Origin of the sequence: Echinicola salinicaeni, from assembly GCF_014280965.1 — a bacterium.
Taxonomy (GTDB): Bacteria; Bacteroidota; Bacteroidia; order Cytophagales; family Cyclobacteriaceae; genus Echinicola; species Echinicola salinicaeni.
This window is the reverse complement of record NZ_JACODZ010000001.1, coordinates 18,546-36,811: the sequence shown is the minus strand read 5'-3', so window position 1 is coordinate 36,811 and position 18,266 is coordinate 18,546. Positions and strand designations below refer to the sequence as shown.

General features: G+C 39.4%; 18 protein-coding genes. 8 read left to right on the top strand and 10 right to left on the bottom strand.

From position 1 onward, the window contains the following. Window positions 1-1,275, top strand: a complete 1,275-nt coding sequence (gene rodA / locus H7U17_RS00145) for a rod shape-determining protein RodA (RefSeq protein WP_186754860.1) — start codon at window positions 1-3, stop codon at window positions 1,273-1,275. 151 nt (window positions 1,276-1,426) lie between these two features. Here rodA and H7U17_RS00140 read toward each other — a convergent pair whose 3' ends face one another. Further along, window positions 1,427-2,821: a sulfatase gene (locus H7U17_RS00140; protein ID WP_186753502.1), complete on the bottom strand. Its 1,395-nt coding sequence runs from the start codon at window positions 2,819-2,821 to the stop codon at window positions 1,427-1,429. Between the two features lie 96 nt (window positions 2,822-2,917). Further along, entirely contained in the window at window positions 2,918-4,003 is a 1,086-nt protein-coding gene (locus tag H7U17_RS00135) for a hypothetical protein (protein WP_186753500.1), read from the bottom strand. A 34-nt stretch (window positions 4,004-4,037) separates the two neighbouring features. On the opposite strand from H7U17_RS00135, the gene H7U17_RS00130 reads away from it, so the two are divergent. From H7U17_RS00130 to recO, 3 genes are read left to right on the top strand one after another with little or no spacing between them, the layout of a single operon-like run. Further along, window positions 4,038-4,364 (top strand): 2Fe-2S iron-sulfur cluster-binding protein, encoded by a 327-nt coding sequence (locus H7U17_RS00130; protein ID WP_186754858.1) that lies wholly within the window; start codon window positions 4,038-4,040, stop codon window positions 4,362-4,364. Between the two features lie 57 nt (window positions 4,365-4,421). Further along, window positions 4,422-5,006 (top strand): thymidine kinase, encoded by a 585-nt coding sequence (locus H7U17_RS00125; RefSeq protein ID WP_186753498.1) that lies wholly within the window; start codon window positions 4,422-4,424, stop codon window positions 5,004-5,006. Between the two features lie 20 nt (window positions 5,007-5,026). Then, a complete protein-coding gene (gene recO, locus H7U17_RS00120) occupies window positions 5,027-5,713 on the top strand; it encodes a DNA repair protein RecO (protein WP_186753496.1) in 687 nt (228 codons plus the stop codon). A gap of 7 nt (window positions 5,714-5,720) precedes the next feature. Here recO and H7U17_RS00115 read toward each other — a convergent pair whose 3' ends face one another. Continuing rightward, window positions 5,721-6,488 (bottom strand): hypothetical protein, encoded by a 768-nt coding sequence (locus H7U17_RS00115; RefSeq protein WP_186753495.1) that lies wholly within the window; start codon window positions 6,486-6,488, stop codon window positions 5,721-5,723. 77 nt (window positions 6,489-6,565) lie between these two features. Between H7U17_RS00115 and H7U17_RS00110 the strand changes: the two genes are divergently transcribed. Together H7U17_RS00110 and chrA are read left to right on the top strand one after the other, a co-directional pair. Beyond that, complete coding sequence (locus H7U17_RS00110; RefSeq protein ID WP_186753493.1) at window positions 6,566-7,546, top strand: isopenicillin N synthase family dioxygenase; 981 nt, start codon at window positions 6,566-6,568, stop codon at window positions 7,544-7,546. A gap of 5 nt (window positions 7,547-7,551) precedes the next feature. After that, on the top strand, window positions 7,552-8,763 hold the full coding sequence (gene chrA / locus H7U17_RS00105; RefSeq protein ID WP_186753491.1) for a chromate efflux transporter: 1,212 nt from the start codon (window positions 7,552-7,554) through the stop codon (window positions 8,761-8,763). On the opposite strand, the gene H7U17_RS00100 is transcribed toward chrA, so the two are convergent. Together H7U17_RS00100 and H7U17_RS00095 are read right to left on the bottom strand one after the other, a co-directional pair. Next, window positions 8,760-9,638, bottom strand: a complete 879-nt coding sequence (locus H7U17_RS00100) for a lysylphosphatidylglycerol synthase transmembrane domain-containing protein (RefSeq protein WP_186753489.1) — start codon at window positions 9,636-9,638, stop codon at window positions 8,760-8,762. The two genes, chrA and H7U17_RS00100, sit on opposite strands and share 4 nt — an antisense overlap. Then, window positions 9,631-10,572, bottom strand: coding sequence for a glycosyltransferase family 2 protein (locus tag H7U17_RS00095; protein WP_186753487.1), 942 nt, complete (start codon window positions 10,570-10,572; stop codon window positions 9,631-9,633). Before H7U17_RS00095 ends, H7U17_RS00100 begins: the two co-directional genes overlap by 8 nt. 124 nt (window positions 10,573-10,696) lie before the next feature. Here H7U17_RS00095 and H7U17_RS00090 point away from each other — a divergent pair, with 124 nt between their 5' ends. Then, window positions 10,697-12,283 (top strand): ArnT family glycosyltransferase, encoded by a 1,587-nt coding sequence (locus H7U17_RS00090; RefSeq protein WP_186753485.1) that lies wholly within the window; start codon window positions 10,697-10,699, stop codon window positions 12,281-12,283. Between the two features lie 19 nt (window positions 12,284-12,302). Here H7U17_RS00090 and H7U17_RS00085 read toward each other — a convergent pair whose 3' ends face one another. Together H7U17_RS00085 and H7U17_RS00080 are read right to left on the bottom strand one after the other, a co-directional pair. Beyond that, complete coding sequence (locus H7U17_RS00085; protein ID WP_230981215.1) at window positions 12,303-12,995, bottom strand: phosphatase PAP2 family protein; 693 nt, start codon at window positions 12,993-12,995, stop codon at window positions 12,303-12,305. 258 nt (window positions 12,996-13,253) lie between these two features. Continuing rightward, complete coding sequence (locus H7U17_RS00080) at window positions 13,254-14,756, bottom strand: ArnT family glycosyltransferase (RefSeq protein WP_186753483.1); 1,503 nt, start codon at window positions 14,754-14,756, stop codon at window positions 13,254-13,256. Between the two features lie 257 nt (window positions 14,757-15,013). Between H7U17_RS00080 and H7U17_RS00075 the strand changes: the two genes are divergently transcribed. Next, the gene (locus H7U17_RS00075; protein WP_186753481.1) at window positions 15,014-16,687 is read left to right on the top strand and encodes an ArnT family glycosyltransferase; all 1,674 of its coding nucleotides are present in this window, start codon (window positions 15,014-15,016) and stop codon (window positions 16,685-16,687) included. Between the two features lie 70 nt (window positions 16,688-16,757). On the opposite strand, the gene hpf is transcribed toward H7U17_RS00075, so the two are convergent. Genes hpf through rpsU form a run of 3 tightly spaced genes read right to left on the bottom strand, consistent with a single transcriptional unit; the run spans window position 16,758 to window position 18,232 of the window. Then, window positions 16,758-17,063 carry a ribosome hibernation-promoting factor, HPF/YfiA family gene (hpf, locus tag H7U17_RS00070; protein ID WP_186753479.1) on the bottom strand — a complete coding sequence of 102 codons (306 nt, stop codon included), beginning with the start codon at window positions 17,061-17,063 and terminating at the stop codon, window positions 16,758-16,760. A 31-nt stretch (window positions 17,064-17,094) separates the two neighbouring features. Then, entirely contained in the window at window positions 17,095-17,979 is an 885-nt protein-coding gene (locus tag H7U17_RS00065; RefSeq protein ID WP_186753477.1) for a tyrosine-type recombinase/integrase, read from the bottom strand. A gap of 58 nt (window positions 17,980-18,037) precedes the next feature. Further along, window positions 18,038-18,232 (bottom strand): 30S ribosomal protein S21, encoded by a 195-nt coding sequence (gene rpsU, locus H7U17_RS00060; RefSeq protein ID WP_186753475.1) that lies wholly within the window; start codon window positions 18,230-18,232, stop codon window positions 18,038-18,040. Window positions 18,233-18,266: the final 34 nt, after the last annotated feature.

Here is an 18,266-nt window from a genome sequence, read left to right as displayed (position 1 = left end):
GTGAGACAAGACGATTTATATATCAACAAAATAGATTGGCTAACCATCTTAATTTATTTAGCCCTGGTGATGATTGGCTGGATCAATATCTATGCTGCCGTTTACGATGAACAAGCGGCCAAAAGCATATTTGATTTTAGTATCAATTCAGGTAAACAATTGGTATGGATTGGTACAGCAATATTGCTGATCACCATCATCATGGTGGCTGATTATCGGCTTTTTGACAACCTTAGTTTGATATTGTTCGGCTTCTTCCTGCTCATACTATTGCTTACCCCCTTTATAGGCAAGGAAATCAACGGACAAAGAGCTTGGTTTGAATTAGGTCCCTTTAGACTTCAGCCTGGAGAATTTGCCAAATTTGCGACCGCACTGGCCTTGGCGAAGTTTATTGAAAAACCTTCCTTTGACCTAAGTCTTCCCAAATATCAATTCCAGGCCATTTTGATCATCCTATTACCTATAAGCTTGATCATGTTGCAGCCAGATACAGGAACTGCTATGGTGTATACTTCCTTTTTCATCATGCTATATAGAGAAGGAATGCCACAGAAATATTATATCCTAGCCTTGGTTTTTATTGCTATTTCATTGCTTTCTCTTGCAGTAGAAAACAATCTTTATATTGTAGCTGCGGTAACCGGAATCACCCTATTACTGATCTTATCAGGTAAAAAAACTTGGAAAAGAGTCCTTACCTTTTCTTTGATTGGTATGGCAATTATTGCTTACAGTTACAGTTTGGACCTAGTAGTTTCCAAACTACCTACTCACCAACAGAATAGAATCATGGTACTTTTCAATCCGGACATTGACCCACTGGGTGTAGGCTGGAATGTAACCCAGTCAAAAATCGCCATTGGCTCTGGAGGATTTTGGGGGAAAGGCTATCTGGAAGGTACACAGACCAAATTTGACTTTGTACCTGAGCAGCATACTGATTTTATTTTCTGTACCCTTGGGGAAGAATTTGGCTGGATAGGAAGCCTTGTGGTGGTATTTCTATTTGTGGCCCTATTGATACGACTTGTATTCTTAGCAGAGCGGCAGAAGACCCGGTTTTCAAGGGTTTATGGCTATTGTGTGGTGTCCATATTGCTCTTTCACTTCTTTATCAATATCTCCATGACCATTGGCCTTTTTCCTGTAGTAGGAATTCCGCTACCTTTCTTTAGCTATGGAGGTTCTTCACTTTGGTCTTTTACGATATTGCTATTTATATTCATCAAATTGGATTCGCACAGAATTCAATTATTGGGCAGAATGAATTAAAAAAAGAGGCTGTCTCAAAATATGTCATTTCGACGTTAGGAAAAATCTCTAGATCTGTTTATTACTGGAAATCAACTCCATGAGATTCTTCCTTTCGTCAGAATGACACAAAAAACTCGACTTATGAGACAGCCTCTTTTGCATGCTTCTATTATTCAGGTTGGGTCAACTGATATTTTTTATCATACTGTCGTACTTGATTGATTCTCCATATTGGTCCTTCCAAAAACAGTGGATGTGGCAATTGCACATCCCAAGTACCCAGCTTTTTCAATAACTTTTTGGTGATGTCAAGGTTTTCCAAGGCCACATCATTTTGCTCTGAAATATCCTTTTCAAGATCAAATAGCATAGGTAACCTATCAGGCACCCTGATCAATTTCCATTTACCTTCGCGTATGGCTGCACTAATGGTAAACCTCCACTTGATTTCATCATGTACTTTACCCAGCTTATCTCCTTTGAGATAAGGCATCAGGTTTACCCCGTCAAATTTATTTTCTTCTCTTAATTCCCCACCAGCCATGGCAATAAATGTCGGAGTAAGGTCAAGGGAAGAAACCTGCTCCTGGTATACCTTGCCAGCGGTTAGCTGTGATGGCCAATTGATGATAAAAGGCACCCTGATTCCACCTTCCATCAAGGTCCCCTTCTTACCGTTATATGGTGCATTGATAGAGGCATTTGTTTCAGCTGGCCCTCCATTATCACTAATAAAAACAATCATGGTGTTTTCCCTTAGGCCGGCATCTTCCAAAGCCGCTACAATTCGGCCCACATTAATATCCAACCTATGAACCATAGCTGCATAGGTCCTCCTTTTCTCATCCTTAATATGTTTATACAGGTCCAAATCAGCTTCTGTAGCCTGCATTGGTGTATGTGGAGCATTAAATGAGGCATAAAGGAAGAAGGGATCATCCTTGTGCCTGTTGATAAAATCAATACATTCATCCCCTTTATCATCAGTTATATAAGTAATCTCCTGAGGGGTCTTATAATTACATTCTATTTGGGCTTTATATCCCCGCGTATTGTTGGAAGCCTCAAAATAATCATGACCTCCACCTCTATATCCCCAAAACTCGTCAAAGCCTCTATTCAAAGGATAAAACTGGTCTTCATAACCTAAATGCCACTTTCCTACAATCCCATTGACATAGCCCAAATCACCAAGATGATCGGCCACTGTTTCTACTTCCACAGGAAGTCCATGGAAAGCTGGGTCAAATCCGGGTTGTACTCCTCCCAAATTATTGTCATATCCAAATGTCACTTGGTTCCTTCCCGTCAGCAAACCTGCACGTGATGGACTACATACGGCTGAAGAAACATATCCTTCAGGGAAAAACACACCCGACTTGGCCAGGGCATCGATATGGGGAGTTTTAATTTGGCTACTCCCTGTAAAGCTCAAGTCACCATAACCAAGATCATCGGCAACAATCAAAATATAATTAGGCTTTTCTGAGCCATTTCCATTTTGGGCCCTAAGGCTAAAAGTACTCACCAAAAGCAGGAGCACCACGACTGTCAATCTTTTCATAAATTTACTTTGTCTCCAAATGGGCAAAACATTCCACCCTGCCTCCCGCCATTTTTTGTTATCAATTCATTAAGAGATGATCAGATCTGTTGGGTATTATTTCTCATCAAACTTTCTATAAATCAGGTGCAAAAACTCATGAACCTCTTCAGAGTTTTTGTCCCAGCTTAATTCAGTCAAATATCTTGTATTAATCAAATCAATAGCTTCCACAAAACTATCGCATTGATCAATGGATTTGAAGGCATGCCCCATCAGGTCTGGGTTGCCATCAAACAACTTTTTGGTGAACATAAACCTTTGGTTGATAGCCACTCCATCTTCCAAACTATCTATAGGCCCTTTCAAAAGGCCACTTTGTTCAGATTCAAATTTGGCCCAAGCCAATGCAGGGTCTATATTTCCCTCTGAAGCCCCCATGGACACTTTTTCCTCCTCAAAAACCGGCACTTCCTCTTTTTCATCCTCTTGGACAATTCTCTCTTTTTCTTTATTCTCTTTTTCCTCTATGGGCTCATCAGAAAATTTGGGCTCCGCCTCACTATCTGCTTCACGTTCCTCAGCACTCGGTAAGAGTTCATCCCAATTGATAGGCAAAACTTGATCTAAAGTCCCCAACAATTCCTTCGCAGGAGCCAATTCACCTTGCAGCTTTTCATAAGCTTTACTCAATTCATTTTTATAAATATCTGCATCTCCTTGTCCTCCCCTCTCCAATAGTTCAGCAAGCAATTTCCCATGCCATTTGATATACTTTCTACTTGACTTTAGATGGTCTGCCGGACTGTTAGGAGCAGCTTTTTCAATCTCCCCCCAAAGATAGACCATGGGATCCAAGGCCAATAAAACAGCATCTATAACCGCCACTTCCATCATCGGTTCAAAATGAGCTCTTTCGACTTTTATGGCCCTTGAAAGTACATCCATAAACTCTTTAAGTGCCGAAGCCACAGCCATATCCCTATAATCAAAAAAAGGATTGCTCTTCAGCTTTTCCAATTCCTCCTGCCACTTCTCAAAGAGCGTCTTAATGATCATGAAATTAACCTGGGAATTGGGTGTAAGCTGGATAATTTCCTGCCCAGACATGTACTTTTTGGTGATGAAATATTCTGAACAAACCTTATCAGAAAAGGCTTGAGCATAGTTTTCTAAATAATTGAGGTTAATTTTATCGTTCATTAGTAAGGATTTTCTTATTTGAAGTAGAAGAATGATGCCTAAAATAGTAATTGAAAACCTATACAACAAGGAGATTTACACAAAAGCACCCAATAACAAAGTTATCGAAATAATCCATGAAAATGCTATAGATTGGATGCATGCTTGTGGTAAAAAGGGACGTTGTACTACTTGCTTGATGATTGTCACTGAAGGTCAGGAAAATCTTTCTGACTTAACGGATAGGGAAGAATATTTTCGAAAATTGGGAAGGCTAAAAGAAAATCAACGCTTAACTTGCCAGACAAAGATAAATCAGGGCAGCATTCGTATAAAGGTAGACGAACGGTACAAATTCCCACATATGGATTATAGCAAATAATTGCACTATTATTCATAAGGTAAGCCTGATAAATTTAGACAAAGATCAACAGATAAAATGTTTATTGAGCCTTCTATAGGAAACAAGCACCCCAAAGATAAAACAGGTCACATTGAGGTTATTTGTGGCTCCATGTTCTCTGGAAAAACAGAGGAGCTGATCAGAAGGCTAAACAGGGCCCTCATTGCCAAGCAAAAGGTGGAAATCTTCAAACCAGCTATGGATACCCGATACCATGACACCAATGTGGTTTCCCATAATGAAAATGAAATCAGGTCCACGCCTGTACAGTTTGCAGATGACATTATGCTCTTAGCAGGGGATTGTGAAGTGGTAGGTATTGACGAAGCCCAGTTTTTTGATGAAAACCTGACACATGTAGCCAATAAGCTTGCTCTGGCAGGGAAAAGAGTCATCCTAGCAGGCTTGGACATGGATTTTGAGGGAAAGCCATTTGAACCCATGCCGCAACTGCTTGCTATGGCCGAATATGTAACCAAGGTACATGCCATCTGTATGAAATGTGGCGATTTGGCTTCCTACAGCTTTAGACTTTCAGATGCCAAACAAAAAGTGGTGCTCGGAGAAAAAGAAAGCTATGAAGCGAGATGCAGGAAATGTTTTTATGAAGACAAAAAATAATCCTACACATCCCCTAGTTCATGATTAAAAAAACCAAAGGTATTGTCATCCATTATATAAAGTACAAGGAGACTTCCATTATCGTTAAGATCTTCACTAGGGACCTTGGGCTGAAAAGCTATATAGTCAATGGCGTACGCAGCCCTAAGTCTAAGTCAAAAATGGCCTTTTACCAGCCCCTTAGTTTATTGGATCTGGTGGTATATGATAAGGAGAATGCTTCACTCAATCGAATTTCAGAAGTAAAACTGTCTACCCCCTTTCATAAAATTCCTTTTGATTATTATCGTTCAGGTACTGCTATGTTTATTGCTGAGGTACTGGGAAAGTCCATATATGAAAACTATCATAATGAATATTTATTTGACTTTCTCTATCAAGTAGTCGTTTTATTGGATCAGGAGGGAATCAATCTGGGCAATTACCCTATTGCTTTTTTATTAGAAACTTCTAGATTTTTGGGATTTTCTCCCAACAATGCCGTTGAATTCTTTGAACAAGTCCATCCTGATGTCAATGATTCCTCCTATGCTATAGAGGAAAAGCAACACTTCACCCAGCTTCTAAAAGCTCCATTCAATCATGAAATTAGAATTCCGGCTTCCATTCGCAGGAAATTACTGGATGACCTTTTGAAATTCTATAGTATTCACCTGGAGACATTTTCAGAAGTCAAATCCTTGGAAGTACTGAGAAATTTAATGTAAAACAGCCTTATTCATTTACCACAATTTCCTTAATACTTTTGGAAAAGATTCCTGGGATTTCATTGCCATCAGAGTCAACCAAAACTACTTCCAGTTGATGCTTACCAACAGAAAGATCGCTGACTTTAACTTGCCCCAACTCCTTAACCATATATTCTTTGTCATCTATGCTGATTTTAATAGTCATTCCATCCTCCTTCAAATCACCCCCTACTAAAATAAAATCAACCAATACAGCCTCATCTTTTTTGAATTCCTGCCCATTATGGGGCAAGTTTAAGCCTATTGCGGGATCATCATTTTCAGGAAAAGGATTGGATTCTCCAACTACAAAATCCCTGTCTACATAATTCCCATATTCCTTCAGTGCAAGGCCTGCATCATCTACCAAATAGGCCAGCACCTTATAGGTTCCCCGGTCAAGCTCCTTTTTGAAAATGGGCATATTATATCCAATAGGATCATTACCATTAATAATCATCTTTAGTTGAAATCCTTTCATTCCATCTTCAAAAGGATAATTCTTAATATTGAATTCAAATGGTATACGCCCTTCTTTAAACACCTCATTTTCCAAAGGACTATACAACTCTAGCATGGCATCAGGATAGGCTTCTTCCTGCATCAAATATTGAAATTTAACAGTATTTTCCTCTGGCTCGGCCTCAGCTTCCACAATCGACTCTTCTTCTACTTCTTCGTTGGTCTTTGTCTCACATGATACCATGATAAATATCATTAAAATTATAAAGGCAATTGGGCTGATTTTCTTCATAAGAACAACTTTGGGTTTGTCTAAAGATATTTAAATTTCCCATAAAATATTTACCTTGCGACATAAATAAAATACCTATGAGTGATATCCTTTATAACGAAATCCCATCATTGGACCTCGCCGATTTTACCACTGGCGATGCCAATAAAAAAGCTGAATTCGTCAAAAAACTTGGTGATGCTTATCAAAACATCGGTTTTGTTGCCATCAAAAACCATGGCTTAACTGATGAATTGCAAGGCAAGCTCTACAAAAGTATAAAGGAATTTTTTTCCCTAAATGACACGACCAAAAACCAATATGAAAGGCCTGAAATAGGGTATCAAAGAGGTTATACAGGAAAAGGGAAGGAGCATGCCAAGGGAAGAAATACCGGGGATTTAAAAGAGTTTTACCATGTCGGACAGGATTTGACCAATATAGATGATAGCGATCCCCTCAAAAAAGACTATCCACCCAATGTATGGCCCTCTGAAATCCCTGAATTCAAAGAAGTGGCACTCCAAGTATTTTCAACCATAGAAAACGCTGGAAAGGCCATGCTGAGAGCCATTGCCCTACACCTTGAACTCCCAGAAGATTATTTTGAATCCAAGGTACTTCATGGCAATTCCATCCTAAGGCCCATCCATTATTTTCCAATCCAAAATCCGGAAGAAGTTCCAGCAGATGCCGTTAGGGCGGCAGAACATGGAGACATCAATTTAATCACTCTTTTGATGGGGGCCAGTGCCGATGGACTTCAGGTACTCAGAAAAGATGGACAGTGGATTCCAATTACGGCACTTCCTGACCAGCTTGTAGTCAATGTAGGGGATATGCTGGAAAGACTCACTAATAAAAAATTAAAATCCACTATTCACCGGGTGGTCAACCCTCCTAGGGAAAAAATGAACAGCAGTAGGTATTCCATTCCATTCTTCATGCACCCAAGAGCTGATATGGACTTGACCTGCCTATCCTCCTGCGTGGATGAAGAAAACCCAAAAGCATTTGCTGATGCTACTGCTGGAGAATTTCTAGAAGAAAGGTTAAGAGAACTGGGCTTACGAAAATAGTTCTGGTGACCATTAGAAAAGTCAAATATTACCTCTACCTAAAAGATGTCATTATATTGTCAGTAACGGCCTTTGGTGGACCACAGGCCTTCTTGGCAATGGTCTTGGACATCATGGTTAAAAAACGCCGATATATCTCAGAGGAAGAACTTTGGGAATTACATGCACTTTGCCAAGTCCTTCCCGGTCCTACCTCCACGCAAACTATCTCAGCAATTGCCTATAGGGTGGGCGGCCCCAACCTCGCCTACCTTTCATTATTGGTATGGATACTACCTGCCACTCTTATCATGACTTCTGCGGCCATTTTGGTCGACTTTCTTCAAACGCAGACTGCAGGCGCATTAAATTTTGCCAAATTTATCCAGCCCATGGCCATTGGCTTTATCATTTATGCCGCACAGAAAACCATAGGCAAAATGGTCAGGACACCAGAAGCAACTGTTTTGATGATGCTTTCCGCCTTTGTGGCCTTCTTCTATAACTCCCCTTATGTCTTCCCCGTAATGCTGGTAATAGGTGGAGTATTCACTTCTTTAAAATTTCATAAGCAACCCAAAATAGAAGAAAAAAACGGTATAAAGGTAAAATGGGCCAACTTCCTCCTATGGGCTGGGGTATTAATTATAGCAGCACTATTAGGGCACTTTACCCGCATCCTACCCATCAGGTTATTTGAGAACTTCTATCGTAATGGCAGTCTGATCTTTGGAGGTGGACAGGTATTGGTCCCCTATCTTTATACAGAATTTGTAGAATTCAAGGCCTACCTCAGCTCCGAAGAGTTCCTTACAGGTTATGCGATTTCACAAGGGGTGCCTGGCCCCACATTTAGCATCAGTTCCTATATAGGTGCATTATCCATGCGGGACATGGGAATCACTGGTGCCATTACAGGAGGATTGATTGCTGCAGCTGGTATTTTTCTCCCAGGTACATTTTTGATATTCTTTGTGATTAAATTCTGGGATGAACTAAAAAAATACAGACCTGTCAGGGCCGCTCTCGAGGGCATCAACGCTGTCAGTTGCGGAATGCTGATTGCTGCGGCTTACTTGCTTTTTGAACCCATGCCGGCCAACACATTCAATATTTCAGCCATTGTCGGCACTTATCTTTTGTTGCAATTCACAAAAATCCCTTCTCCACTTATCATCATTGGCGGTATAATATTTGGCTTAGGTTACCAGCTAGTCGCAAACAACTTCCTAGCCTAGTCCGGCACTGAAACTTCAGCTTCAATATCCACTTTAGTAAAAGCCCCCAGAAGAGATACCAAAGCTGTAATTAAGAAAAAGATCAAGCTGAAAGCAACAGCAGCATTTTTATCAATTCCCATATAACTATGGCTAAAGATAAACACTAACTCCCTTGCCCCTACTCCACCTATGGTCAAAGGCAAAACTGCCACAATTGAAGACAACAAAAATACAAACTGATAATCCAATAGCTGCTCATGTATCCCCAGTGCCATTAGAATAAAATAAGCACTTACCAACTGGGCAGACTGCACCAATAAAGAATAAAACGAGGTTTTAAGCATTGATGATCTGAAGGACTTAAACCACCACCAATAGACTATTCCAAAAACAAGCGGAGTCAAAACCAAAGCTACTCCAGCAAGTAGGTTCAATTCCCATATAGGAAGGTCAATAGCAGATTTCTCCAAGAAAAACCAGATCCCCAAAAGTAAAAACACCAAAGCTGCCAATCCACTGACCCTATCCAAAAGCACTGCTGCCAACAGTTTCTTGACTGGCCCTTTGAAATATTTATTGAGCAAGTAAACTTTATACCCATCTCCTCCAATACCTCCTGGTAAGAAAAGATTATAAAACATCCCTTTCCAGTATAATTGCAGGTTTGCTTTTTCAGACAATCTCACTTCCAAATCCCTGAAATAAAAATTAAGTCTAAATGAGGAAATAGCTTTTGAAAGGGCAAAAAATAATATAGCCAGCAGCAATAAGCCTAGGTTAATATCCTTGAGCACTTGCCAAGTGGCCTGGGTATCAATTTTCCGAATGACAAGGTAAATCGCTACTCCTGTAAGGAGTACTTTTAGGAGTAGCTTGATCGTTTTTTTATTCACCTCGAAATTCCTCTTTAACTTTATAGGTACTTTTTCCTTGTGATTCGAAATAGGTCCTGATGATAATCTCTGCCACTATCCCTGTCGTGATTAATTGCAAACCTCCCAGAACCAAAATCAATCCCACTAACAAAATAGGCCTACCCCAGATATCTTCACCCAAAATCTTTAAAGCCAACAAATAAATATTGATAAAAACCCCTATAAAAAAGGACAAAAGACCTATGGTCCCAAAAAGGTGAATCGGTCGCTGCAGGTATTTTTGAAAAAACAGCATCAAAATCAAATCTGCCATTACCTTAAAGGTCCTGTTCAAACCATATTTTGAAGTACCGTGAATCCGTGGATGGTGCTTAACGTCCACTTCCGTCATTCTCGCACCTTCCTGCTTGGCCAAAACAGGAATAAAACGATGAAGCTCCCCATAGAGGCCCATGTCTTGAGCTATATGGGCTTTATATACACGGAGACTGCATCCATAATCTTTCAAATGTACCCCGGTAGTGTTCCTGATCATCCAGTTGGCCATTTTACTTGGGATCTTCCTGAGCACAAAACCATCCTGGCGATTGGCCCTCACTCCGGCTACCACATCCCAGTCTTCATCAATGGCCTTTTGTAACATCATTGGAATATCCGAAGGATCATTTTGCAAATCCCCATCCATGGTAGAAATATACTCTCCTTCAGCATAATCTATCCCTGCAGCCAAAGCGGTAGTCTGTCCATAGTTCTTATTAAAAATCAATACTCTGGTGCGCTCGTTCGCATATCGCTTGGATTCGGCCACCGTTTTATCTGTAGAGCCATCATCCACCAATATCAATTCATATTCAATTCCCTCCAGGGAGGTATAAATTGCTTCCAAAAGCGGCTTAATATTCTCTTCTTCGTTAAAAACAGTAACGACTAGAGAGAGCTGTAATTTAGACATACCATATAAAATTTGGCCAAAATTAAACCTTTTTTGACCTCTCACCAAGAAGCCTCTCCAAAACCTAACTTTTTGATAATCCTTTCTACCTATTTCAATCTAGCAATAAGATTATTTTTGGAATATGGAAAAAGTATTTGGGCCCAATAAACTAAGCGGCACATTATTATTGTCAATTTCTTTATTTATCCATTTTTCCAATCTCGGAGGACTCAGCATCTATGCCCTTGACGAAGCAAAAAATGCCACTGCCGCATTGGAAATGTGGCAGAACCAGGAGTGGGTCGTACCTACCTTTAATGGAGAACACCGATTTGACAAGCCCCCACTGCATTATTACTTCTTTATACTAGCGTATAAGCTATTTGGAATAAATGAATTTGCTGCCCGTTTTTTCCCGGCCTTATTTGGTTTTTTTAGTACTTGGATCACCTACCGTTTTATAAAGAAAAATCTTGGCTATCAAATTGCATGCATCAGCTTACTGGTACTAAGCTCCTCACTGCATTGGTATATACAATTCCACATGGCCGTCCCAGATCCATTCTTAGTTTTCTTTATGGTGGCTGGAATGATGCTATTCTTTGAATGGTCAAAATCTGGTTTTCGCTCCAAAGGGCACATGCTGGGAACATATGCCTGTCTTGCGCTAGCCGTGCTGACAAAAGGCCCAGTAGGATTGGTCTTGCCCTCCATAGCCCTTTTTGCTTATTCAGTGCTCATGCAGCAATTAAATGGTAAAAGGCTGAAAAGAATATTTCATCCCCTTGGCTTGGGGCTCTTCATCTTAATAGCATTGCCCTGGTATATTTTGGTAGCCATTCAGACAAACGGGCTATGGCTGGAAGAGTTTTTCTTCAAACATAACCTTGGACGCTTCTCTGCTCCTATGGAAGGCCATGGCGGAGGCTTTTGGATGACTTGGATATTTGTGCTTGCAGGTATTTTACCCTTTTCCTTTTTTCTACCCCAAACCATCGTCCACACCCTAAAATACAAAACCAATAAAGCAAGCACTTTTGCCTTGGTCTGCAGTGGAACCATCATTATTTTCTTTATGCTTGCCGGCACCAAACTACCCAACTATACCGTCCCGTCTTATCCATTTCTGTCAATAATAATTGGCAATTACCTTTACCATATTATTCAAAAAGGTAAAATCAAAAGTTTATTGGTTCCCTGCATACTACTCTGCATACTGGTACTAATGCTTCCATTTGGCATTTACTTTGGGCTATCCATGGAACAAGATTTAAAGGTCCCCAAGCACATACTTTGGCTTTTTATGATAGTTTATCCTTTTCTACTAATTATTCCCCTAGCCTATTGGAAGTCAAATATCCCATCAATCCTCCATGGGGTAGCAGCTAGTTTTATGATTATTGCTTTGGTCTTTTTTTGGTTTGCCTTCCCAATAATTGATCGACAAAGCCCTGTTTCAGGTGCCCCCATTGAAATGATGAGTAAGGAAAACCTCTATTATTTCAATAATTATAATCCTGCTTTTTCATTTTATTTACAAAAACCACTGGTAAATCTTCGCACAGTCAAAGCTCCTAACCAAGCAAATGGTTATTTGATTACACGGCATCAGCATTTACAAGACGTTAATAAATTGGGATTGAAATACGAGATGATTCATTCAAAAAAATATCTATTTGAATCCCCCACATGTACCATCCTAAAGCTTATACCTACTTCCAAAGAATAACCAATCACTTCCTAGTTCCTCAAGAAGCCAGCTTAGACAAAGCAATTCTCCGCTTGGGCAGTAATCCTCTTTTAAACACTTTGGAATTGAAGTATTTGATGACCAAATACCTTGAAAGCAATGACGATCCTAAACCTAAAAAAGAACCCACCAGCACATCGCCTATAAAATGCTGCATCAGATACACCCTACTGAATCCTACCAAAACAGCCAAAAGCAGCATAAAAAATTGGAAGAAATGTCTCTTGGGAAAAACCATGGAAATCATACTTGTCAATGCAAAAACCGTCGCTGTATGCCCAGATGGAAAAGAGTGCCAATGGTGCATGGTCACTCCTGCTATCTGAACCAAATCAATCCCCTTAAAATATTCCAAAGGCCTGGGAGCATGTGGAAAAACCAACTTTTTCATCAAAACAGCCATCGTCATATGAATGGCTGCATTAAAACTACATAAAATCGCAAGCCCGTACCTAAACATCAATAATACAGGGAAAACAGCCAAAAACACCAGGCCATCTCCCAAGTGGGTAATAGTTGAAAAAAATAAATCGGCCCATAAAAAGTGGTTTTGATTAATCAAGAGTTCAAACGCTCCCTTGGGCCTGCTCAAAAAAAATGCTCCTATCAAAAAAACAATGAAAAAATAATAAAATATATAGGTGTAGGGTATGGACTTTCTCTTCATAAGACAAATTATACTTGTTCTCATTATACTGAGTTCAACAATACATCGGCTTTTCCTGCTAAATAAGGCTAGGCACTTTAGCTCATCCCCTTGACAGGTCTACCATATGCTTATTCCAAAAATAGAAGCTATAAATCAACTAGCAGTTAAGAGAAATTCATGGATTGGTTAAAAAAACAAATCTAAATTCAGAAGCTATTTAACAAAGATTTTTCAATGCTCAGTTATACATAACAAAAAGGTAAACAAGGCATTAAGAGACACGGAACAGTTCGCTAAAAATCAATATCGCTCTATCTCTTTTTCCCGTATATGGTGAAGATTTCTGTATACCTCAATACTAAATGTCCTCACCGTATCTCCCCTATACACCACAAAAAAATGCTCTTTCAAAATTCTACCTTCAAATCCTTCAATCAATTCCTGACGATCTGCTGTTCCCCGCTGTAGATAAACGCCATCATACCCCCTATTTTCAAATTGCTCTACCCCTGGCCAAAGATCAAATTGATTTTTTCTTCTACCCAGATTAATGGTATAGGTCTGAGGATTCCCAGTAACATAAAAAGCCATTTCAGAAGCCAAATGGTAACTATCACTAAAAATGAAATACCTTTTTAAACCCAAAGAATCAATCAGAACATCTACCCTCTTTCCCATTTCATCATATCCTGCCAACCTCCCGAGAGGATCCCTCTCCGGCTTTAGCACCTTTTTATATCCAAAGGCATCCAAGGTACTTGGGTTCATGATCAAAATGATAAACAAACCCGAAACGGCGGTAGAATAAACCAAATACTTTCTCCAATAAACTGCTGCATGTGAAACCACAAAAACCATGGCTATACTAAGGTTGACATAAGCAAACACAGGCCAGTTGACCTCCACCCTTTTTGAAATGGAAATTCCAAAGAACAAGCACCAAACTAACACTGCAGGTAACATTATAAATACTAATTGTCTTTCTCTAAATTTTATTAACCTCCGGAAGGACATAATTAAAAACGGAATAAAAAATGCTGAAATGATAGCCATTTGTCCCCCAGCATATTCAGAGATATATTTCAATGAGGCACGGAGATCAAAAGGTTTACCTTCGCCAACTACTCCACCAAGAGATCCCACATGTTTGAAAGTGACAAAATCATTTTGAAGATTCCATATTATTATCGGAATGAAGGAAAGGGAAAAAACCAAACAAAAGATATAAAAGCCCTTTTGCTTTAGTTGTCCGGTATCCACCAATAACAAATAAATGAAAATCAGAGGAATCACTAATACCATGGTATTTTTGGACAGCATACCAATAGCACTTGCCAGCCCAGCATAAACCCAATACCTGGTCTCCTGAGTCTCTGTAGCATTCCAAAGCCAATAATAACTAAGTGCCCAGAAGAACAGTAATGAGGAGTCCGTTGTATGAAAGAATGAGGCCAAATTAAAAAAGGGCATTACCAATAACATAATCGCCGCCCAAAAACCCACTTCAGGATTCCTAAACATCTTATTTCCCAACTCAAAAACAAGCCATGCAGTCCCAGCAGAAAATAAGACTGCACTCAACCTGACCGCCACATCAGTATGACCAAAAATACCTGTAAAAATAAAATTATAAACCGCCACCATCAATGGCTTTGAATAATAATTCCAGTCTAAATTCTGAGACCATAGCCAATGCTGTGTTTCTTCAGAAAACAAGCTTAAAGTAGTGGTGGCTGTAAATAATATCTTAATAGCAGATACCACCAAAATGATCAAGATCAATCGAAATGAATAAGGCTTCACCTAAAAATTCTTTAACAGTCCTAAACAATACCCCTAGACTCTTAAACACATATTTATCAATATGTATTACCTTTTACCGTATTAATATACCAATTATTTTATATTTTATCACCTGATAATCAAACGGTTTCATAAAACTCACCACCTTTATTTAGTAAAATTTAAGATGCGGATATCACAACTTCTTTTTGAAAGATTGTAACTTCGCGATCAATAAGGATTGAATCCCTATTTGACAGTTCCGATTATTCTTACGAATGAAATTAATGATAAACAACTTTTCCTCTACTCTTCAAAACCGTGCCTGGCCAATAATTACATTATTCATTCTTCTGGTAGCACCTTTTGCATTACAATTCCACTTGCACTACCCTGATGAAATGTATTATACGGATGCAGCCATCAAGATGATGCAAAATGGAGATTACCTCACGACCTATTTAGGCAGCGGGGAATTAAGGTTTAAGAAACCCATTTTAACCTATTGGACTGCTTTGGCAGGCTTCAAAATTTTTGGGATTTCAGCCTTTTCATCTAGAATTTTCTTTCTGCTCAGTGGAGCTGCCATAGTCTTCTTGGTCCATCGTATCGCCCATTTGATCTTTAATCAAAAAAACATTAGCCAAATCGCCACTTGTATAGCTGCAAGTCACGGTTTGATCATTTTTAGCAGTACCAGATCCATTCCTGATATTCTTTTGGCACTTTTTATGACGGTATCTGCTTTGGGAGTAACTGGCCTGATTAAATACGGAAATGAAGCCGCCAAGAAATATTTATGGATGTTCTATATTGGCATAGGGCTGGCATTTGAAGTAAAGGGTCTTCCTGCAGCTGCCTTGGGAGGCATTGCCCTTATTTATTTATTGGTGAACCCTTGGCAAAGAATCTCCTGGAAAAAAATGGCACATCTTCCGTCCATCCTTACCATGCTGATCATTGGTTTGTTCTGGTTTTGGGCTATGTACATCAAATTCGGCCCCACCTACCTTAATTCCTTTATAAAAGACCAAGTTGGTATCCGTGTAGGAAGTAAACTGTTGCTAATAGGAACCAACTTCGGTTTAGCTGTAGTCCTTTACTTTGCCATGTTCTTTCCATGGATAGTTCCGGGAATTCAGGCCATTAAAAAGCAACTATCCAAGGTGACTAATATTAACACAGCCTTTTTTGGCTTTGTGATCACCTGGAGCATTTCCATGATATTAATGACCAGCATGGTCTCTGTATTTTATGAAAGATACTTGCTACCTGTCCTACCGCTAAGTGCGGCTGCATTGGCTTGGCTAATAGCTCAAAACCCAAAAGGCCTGAAGAACAAAACAATAAAGTGGACTTCCTGTGTATTCCTGTGCCTCAACTTAATCGTCATCCTTACTGCATTATATCTCAATTTAGGACTTGGAACCTTTACCTTCCTCACAGCTTTGGGAGTAATGATTTCCACAGCAATACTCATTGCCTTGTACATTTCATTCAAGAAATCTTGGCAACCAGCCACCGTATTGACTACCGCCATTTTATTGCTATTTTTCAGCTTGTCATTATTCACCAAGGTCATTTCCCTTCCTGACCAAGGCGTGCAAACAGCTAAACATATTCAAAGTATAGGCCTTCCAGAAGGAAGCAAAATTGCTTTCATTGGAAACCTCCACACCTCAAGCAAAATCAGGATAGCTTTGGGAACAAGCTATTCACTGGTCAATCTGTCAAAAGTAGCTTACCAAGACCAATTAGCAGCATTCGACTATCTTATCTGTGATGAGAATACTAAGCAAGACCTGAAGACCAAAGACTATAAAGTTGAAGTAGCCTCTACAAATTGGAACGCAAAATATATCCCTGACATCCTCTTATCCATATTGGAGGGTTCACAGGATACTTGGAGGGAAAAGGGAGTCAAAAAATATTACTGGTTAGAGAAGCAATAACCCATATAAAACAAAACCCGCTCACTTGAGCGGGTTTGTTGATGCATTATTTAAATTGTGGGTTATATTTTTATTGTCGTGCTAAAACTAACTTTTCTTTGAATTTCTTGATCTGTCTTCTCAGGCCTTCGATTGCTTCATCAGCAGCCGCTTCAAAAGAATCCTTCTGATGCTTTGCAAACAACTGCTTCCCAGGCACATTCAATTTAATTTCAACGATCTTGTTTTCGTTTTTCTCGTTCTTATCGAGCCTCATAAATACCTCGCCGTCTATAATCCTATCATAGAAAGTGTCTAGTTTATCCGCCTTTCTTTGGATAAAGTCGATCAATTTCTGATCTGCGTCGAAATGGATTGAATGCATTTGTAATTTCATAATTTTAACAGTTTAAAAGTTAAACTTTTATTTAAGCTTTAGGATGTGCTTGCTCAAACACAGCCTTCAGTTTTTCCATAGAATTGTGAGTGTATACTTGCGTAGCCGCAAGATTTGCATGTCCCAATAGGTCTTTAACCGCATTGAGGTCGGCACCCTTATTCAGCAAATGGGTCGCAAATGTATGTCTCAAAAGGTGAGGACTACGCTTGGACGTCTGCGCAAAAAGGTCTAAATATTTCCTCACTATTCGGTAAATCTTCATTGGGTACGCTTGCTTTCTTGTATTTATAACGATAAAATAATCACTCTCGTTTACATTTGAAAATGTTTCTTTAAATACTTTCTTATACGAAATAATATTCTTAACTAAATCATTTGTCAGTGGTATTATTCTTTGTTTCTTTCGTTTCCCCAACACCTTAACTGTTTGATCTTGAATATCAATGTCTTGCCACTGTATGGTCAATAATTCGGACAGCCTCACTCCTGTAAGGTACAGAAACTCCATCACCATCTTATCCCGCTGACCCTCAAAACCTTGCTCATAATCAATTTCATTCAACACCTTTTCCATGGCATTTTCCTGAACAAATTCAGGTAATCTTTTTGGTGTCTTCAGCACTTTTATTTTATAGGTGGGATCTTTAGTCAACTCTCCTGAGCGTAGCAAAAATTTATAGTAAGATCTCAGGGTGGCTATTTTCCTGTTGATGGTAGTAGCTGACAATCCTTGCTCTACCAAATCCACTACCCAGGCACGGATTTCGGCGTGTGATGCTCCTTCCAAACGCTCCATACCGAAAGACAATTTTAAAAAATCCTTGAACTGTTCTAAATCTTTTTGGTAAGCCAGGACAGTATGTGTACTGGCCCGTTTCTCATGTTCAAGATAGTTTATAAACGAAAAAAGCATATCAGCGTAATTTAATACACTAATATGCTCATTTATTTTCTAGAATGGAAGTAATAAATTATTTCCCTTCTTCGTCCTGCATTCTTTGTTTGTAGGCGGCTTTAATTACCTCTGTTCTTCTTTTCACAGATGGTTTTTCGAAATGTTGACGAGATCTCAACTCACGGATTGCTCCAGTTCTGTCGAACTTCTTTTTGAAACGCTTAAGCGCTTTTTCGATAGATTCGTTCTCTTTTACGTTTACTACGATCATAATTTTACACCCCCTTTCATACTGCAAATGTAGA

Bases quoted from the DNA above. Each gene is read 5' to 3' on its own strand.
- H7U17_RS00085 (WP_230981215.1), bottom strand. From the start codon at position 12,995: ATGAGAACAAGTATAATTTGTCTTATGAAGAGAAAGTCCATACCCTAC.
- H7U17_RS00095 (WP_186753487.1), bottom strand. From the start codon at position 10,572: ATGTCTAAATTACAGCTCTCTCTAGTCGTTACTGTTTTTAACGAAGAA.
- H7U17_RS00075 (WP_186753481.1), top strand. From the start codon at position 15,014: ATGAAATTAATGATAAACAACTTTTCCTCTACTCTTCAAAACCGTGCC.
- H7U17_RS00140 (WP_186753502.1), bottom strand. From the start codon at position 2,821: ATGAAAAGATTGACAGTCGTGGTGCTCCTGCTTTTGGTGAGTACTTTT.
- hpf (WP_186753479.1), bottom strand. From the start codon at position 17,063: ATGAAATTACAAATGCATTCAATCCATTTCGACGCAGATCAGAAATTG.
- H7U17_RS00065 (WP_186753477.1), bottom strand. From the start codon at position 17,979: ATGCTTTTTTCGTTTATAAACTATCTTGAACATGAGAAACGGGCCAGT.
- H7U17_RS00110 (WP_186753493.1), top strand. From the start codon at position 6,566: ATGAGTGATATCCTTTATAACGAAATCCCATCATTGGACCTCGCCGAT.
- H7U17_RS00135 (WP_186753500.1), bottom strand. From the start codon at position 4,003: ATGAACGATAAAATTAACCTCAATTATTTAGAAAACTATGCTCAAGCC.
- H7U17_RS00115 (WP_186753495.1), bottom strand. From the start codon at position 6,488: ATGAAGAAAATCAGCCCAATTGCCTTTATAATTTTAATGATATTTATC.
- rpsU (WP_186753475.1), bottom strand. From the start codon at position 18,232: ATGATCGTAGTAAACGTAAAAGAGAACGAATCTATCGAAAAAGCGCTT.
- H7U17_RS00090 (WP_186753485.1), top strand. From the start codon at position 10,697: ATGGAAAAAGTATTTGGGCCCAATAAACTAAGCGGCACATTATTATTG.
- recO (WP_186753496.1), top strand. From the start codon at position 5,027: ATGATTAAAAAAACCAAAGGTATTGTCATCCATTATATAAAGTACAAG.
- H7U17_RS00125 (WP_186753498.1), top strand. From the start codon at position 4,422: ATGTTTATTGAGCCTTCTATAGGAAACAAGCACCCCAAAGATAAAACA.
- H7U17_RS00130 (WP_186754858.1), top strand. From the start codon at position 4,038: ATGCCTAAAATAGTAATTGAAAACCTATACAACAAGGAGATTTACACA.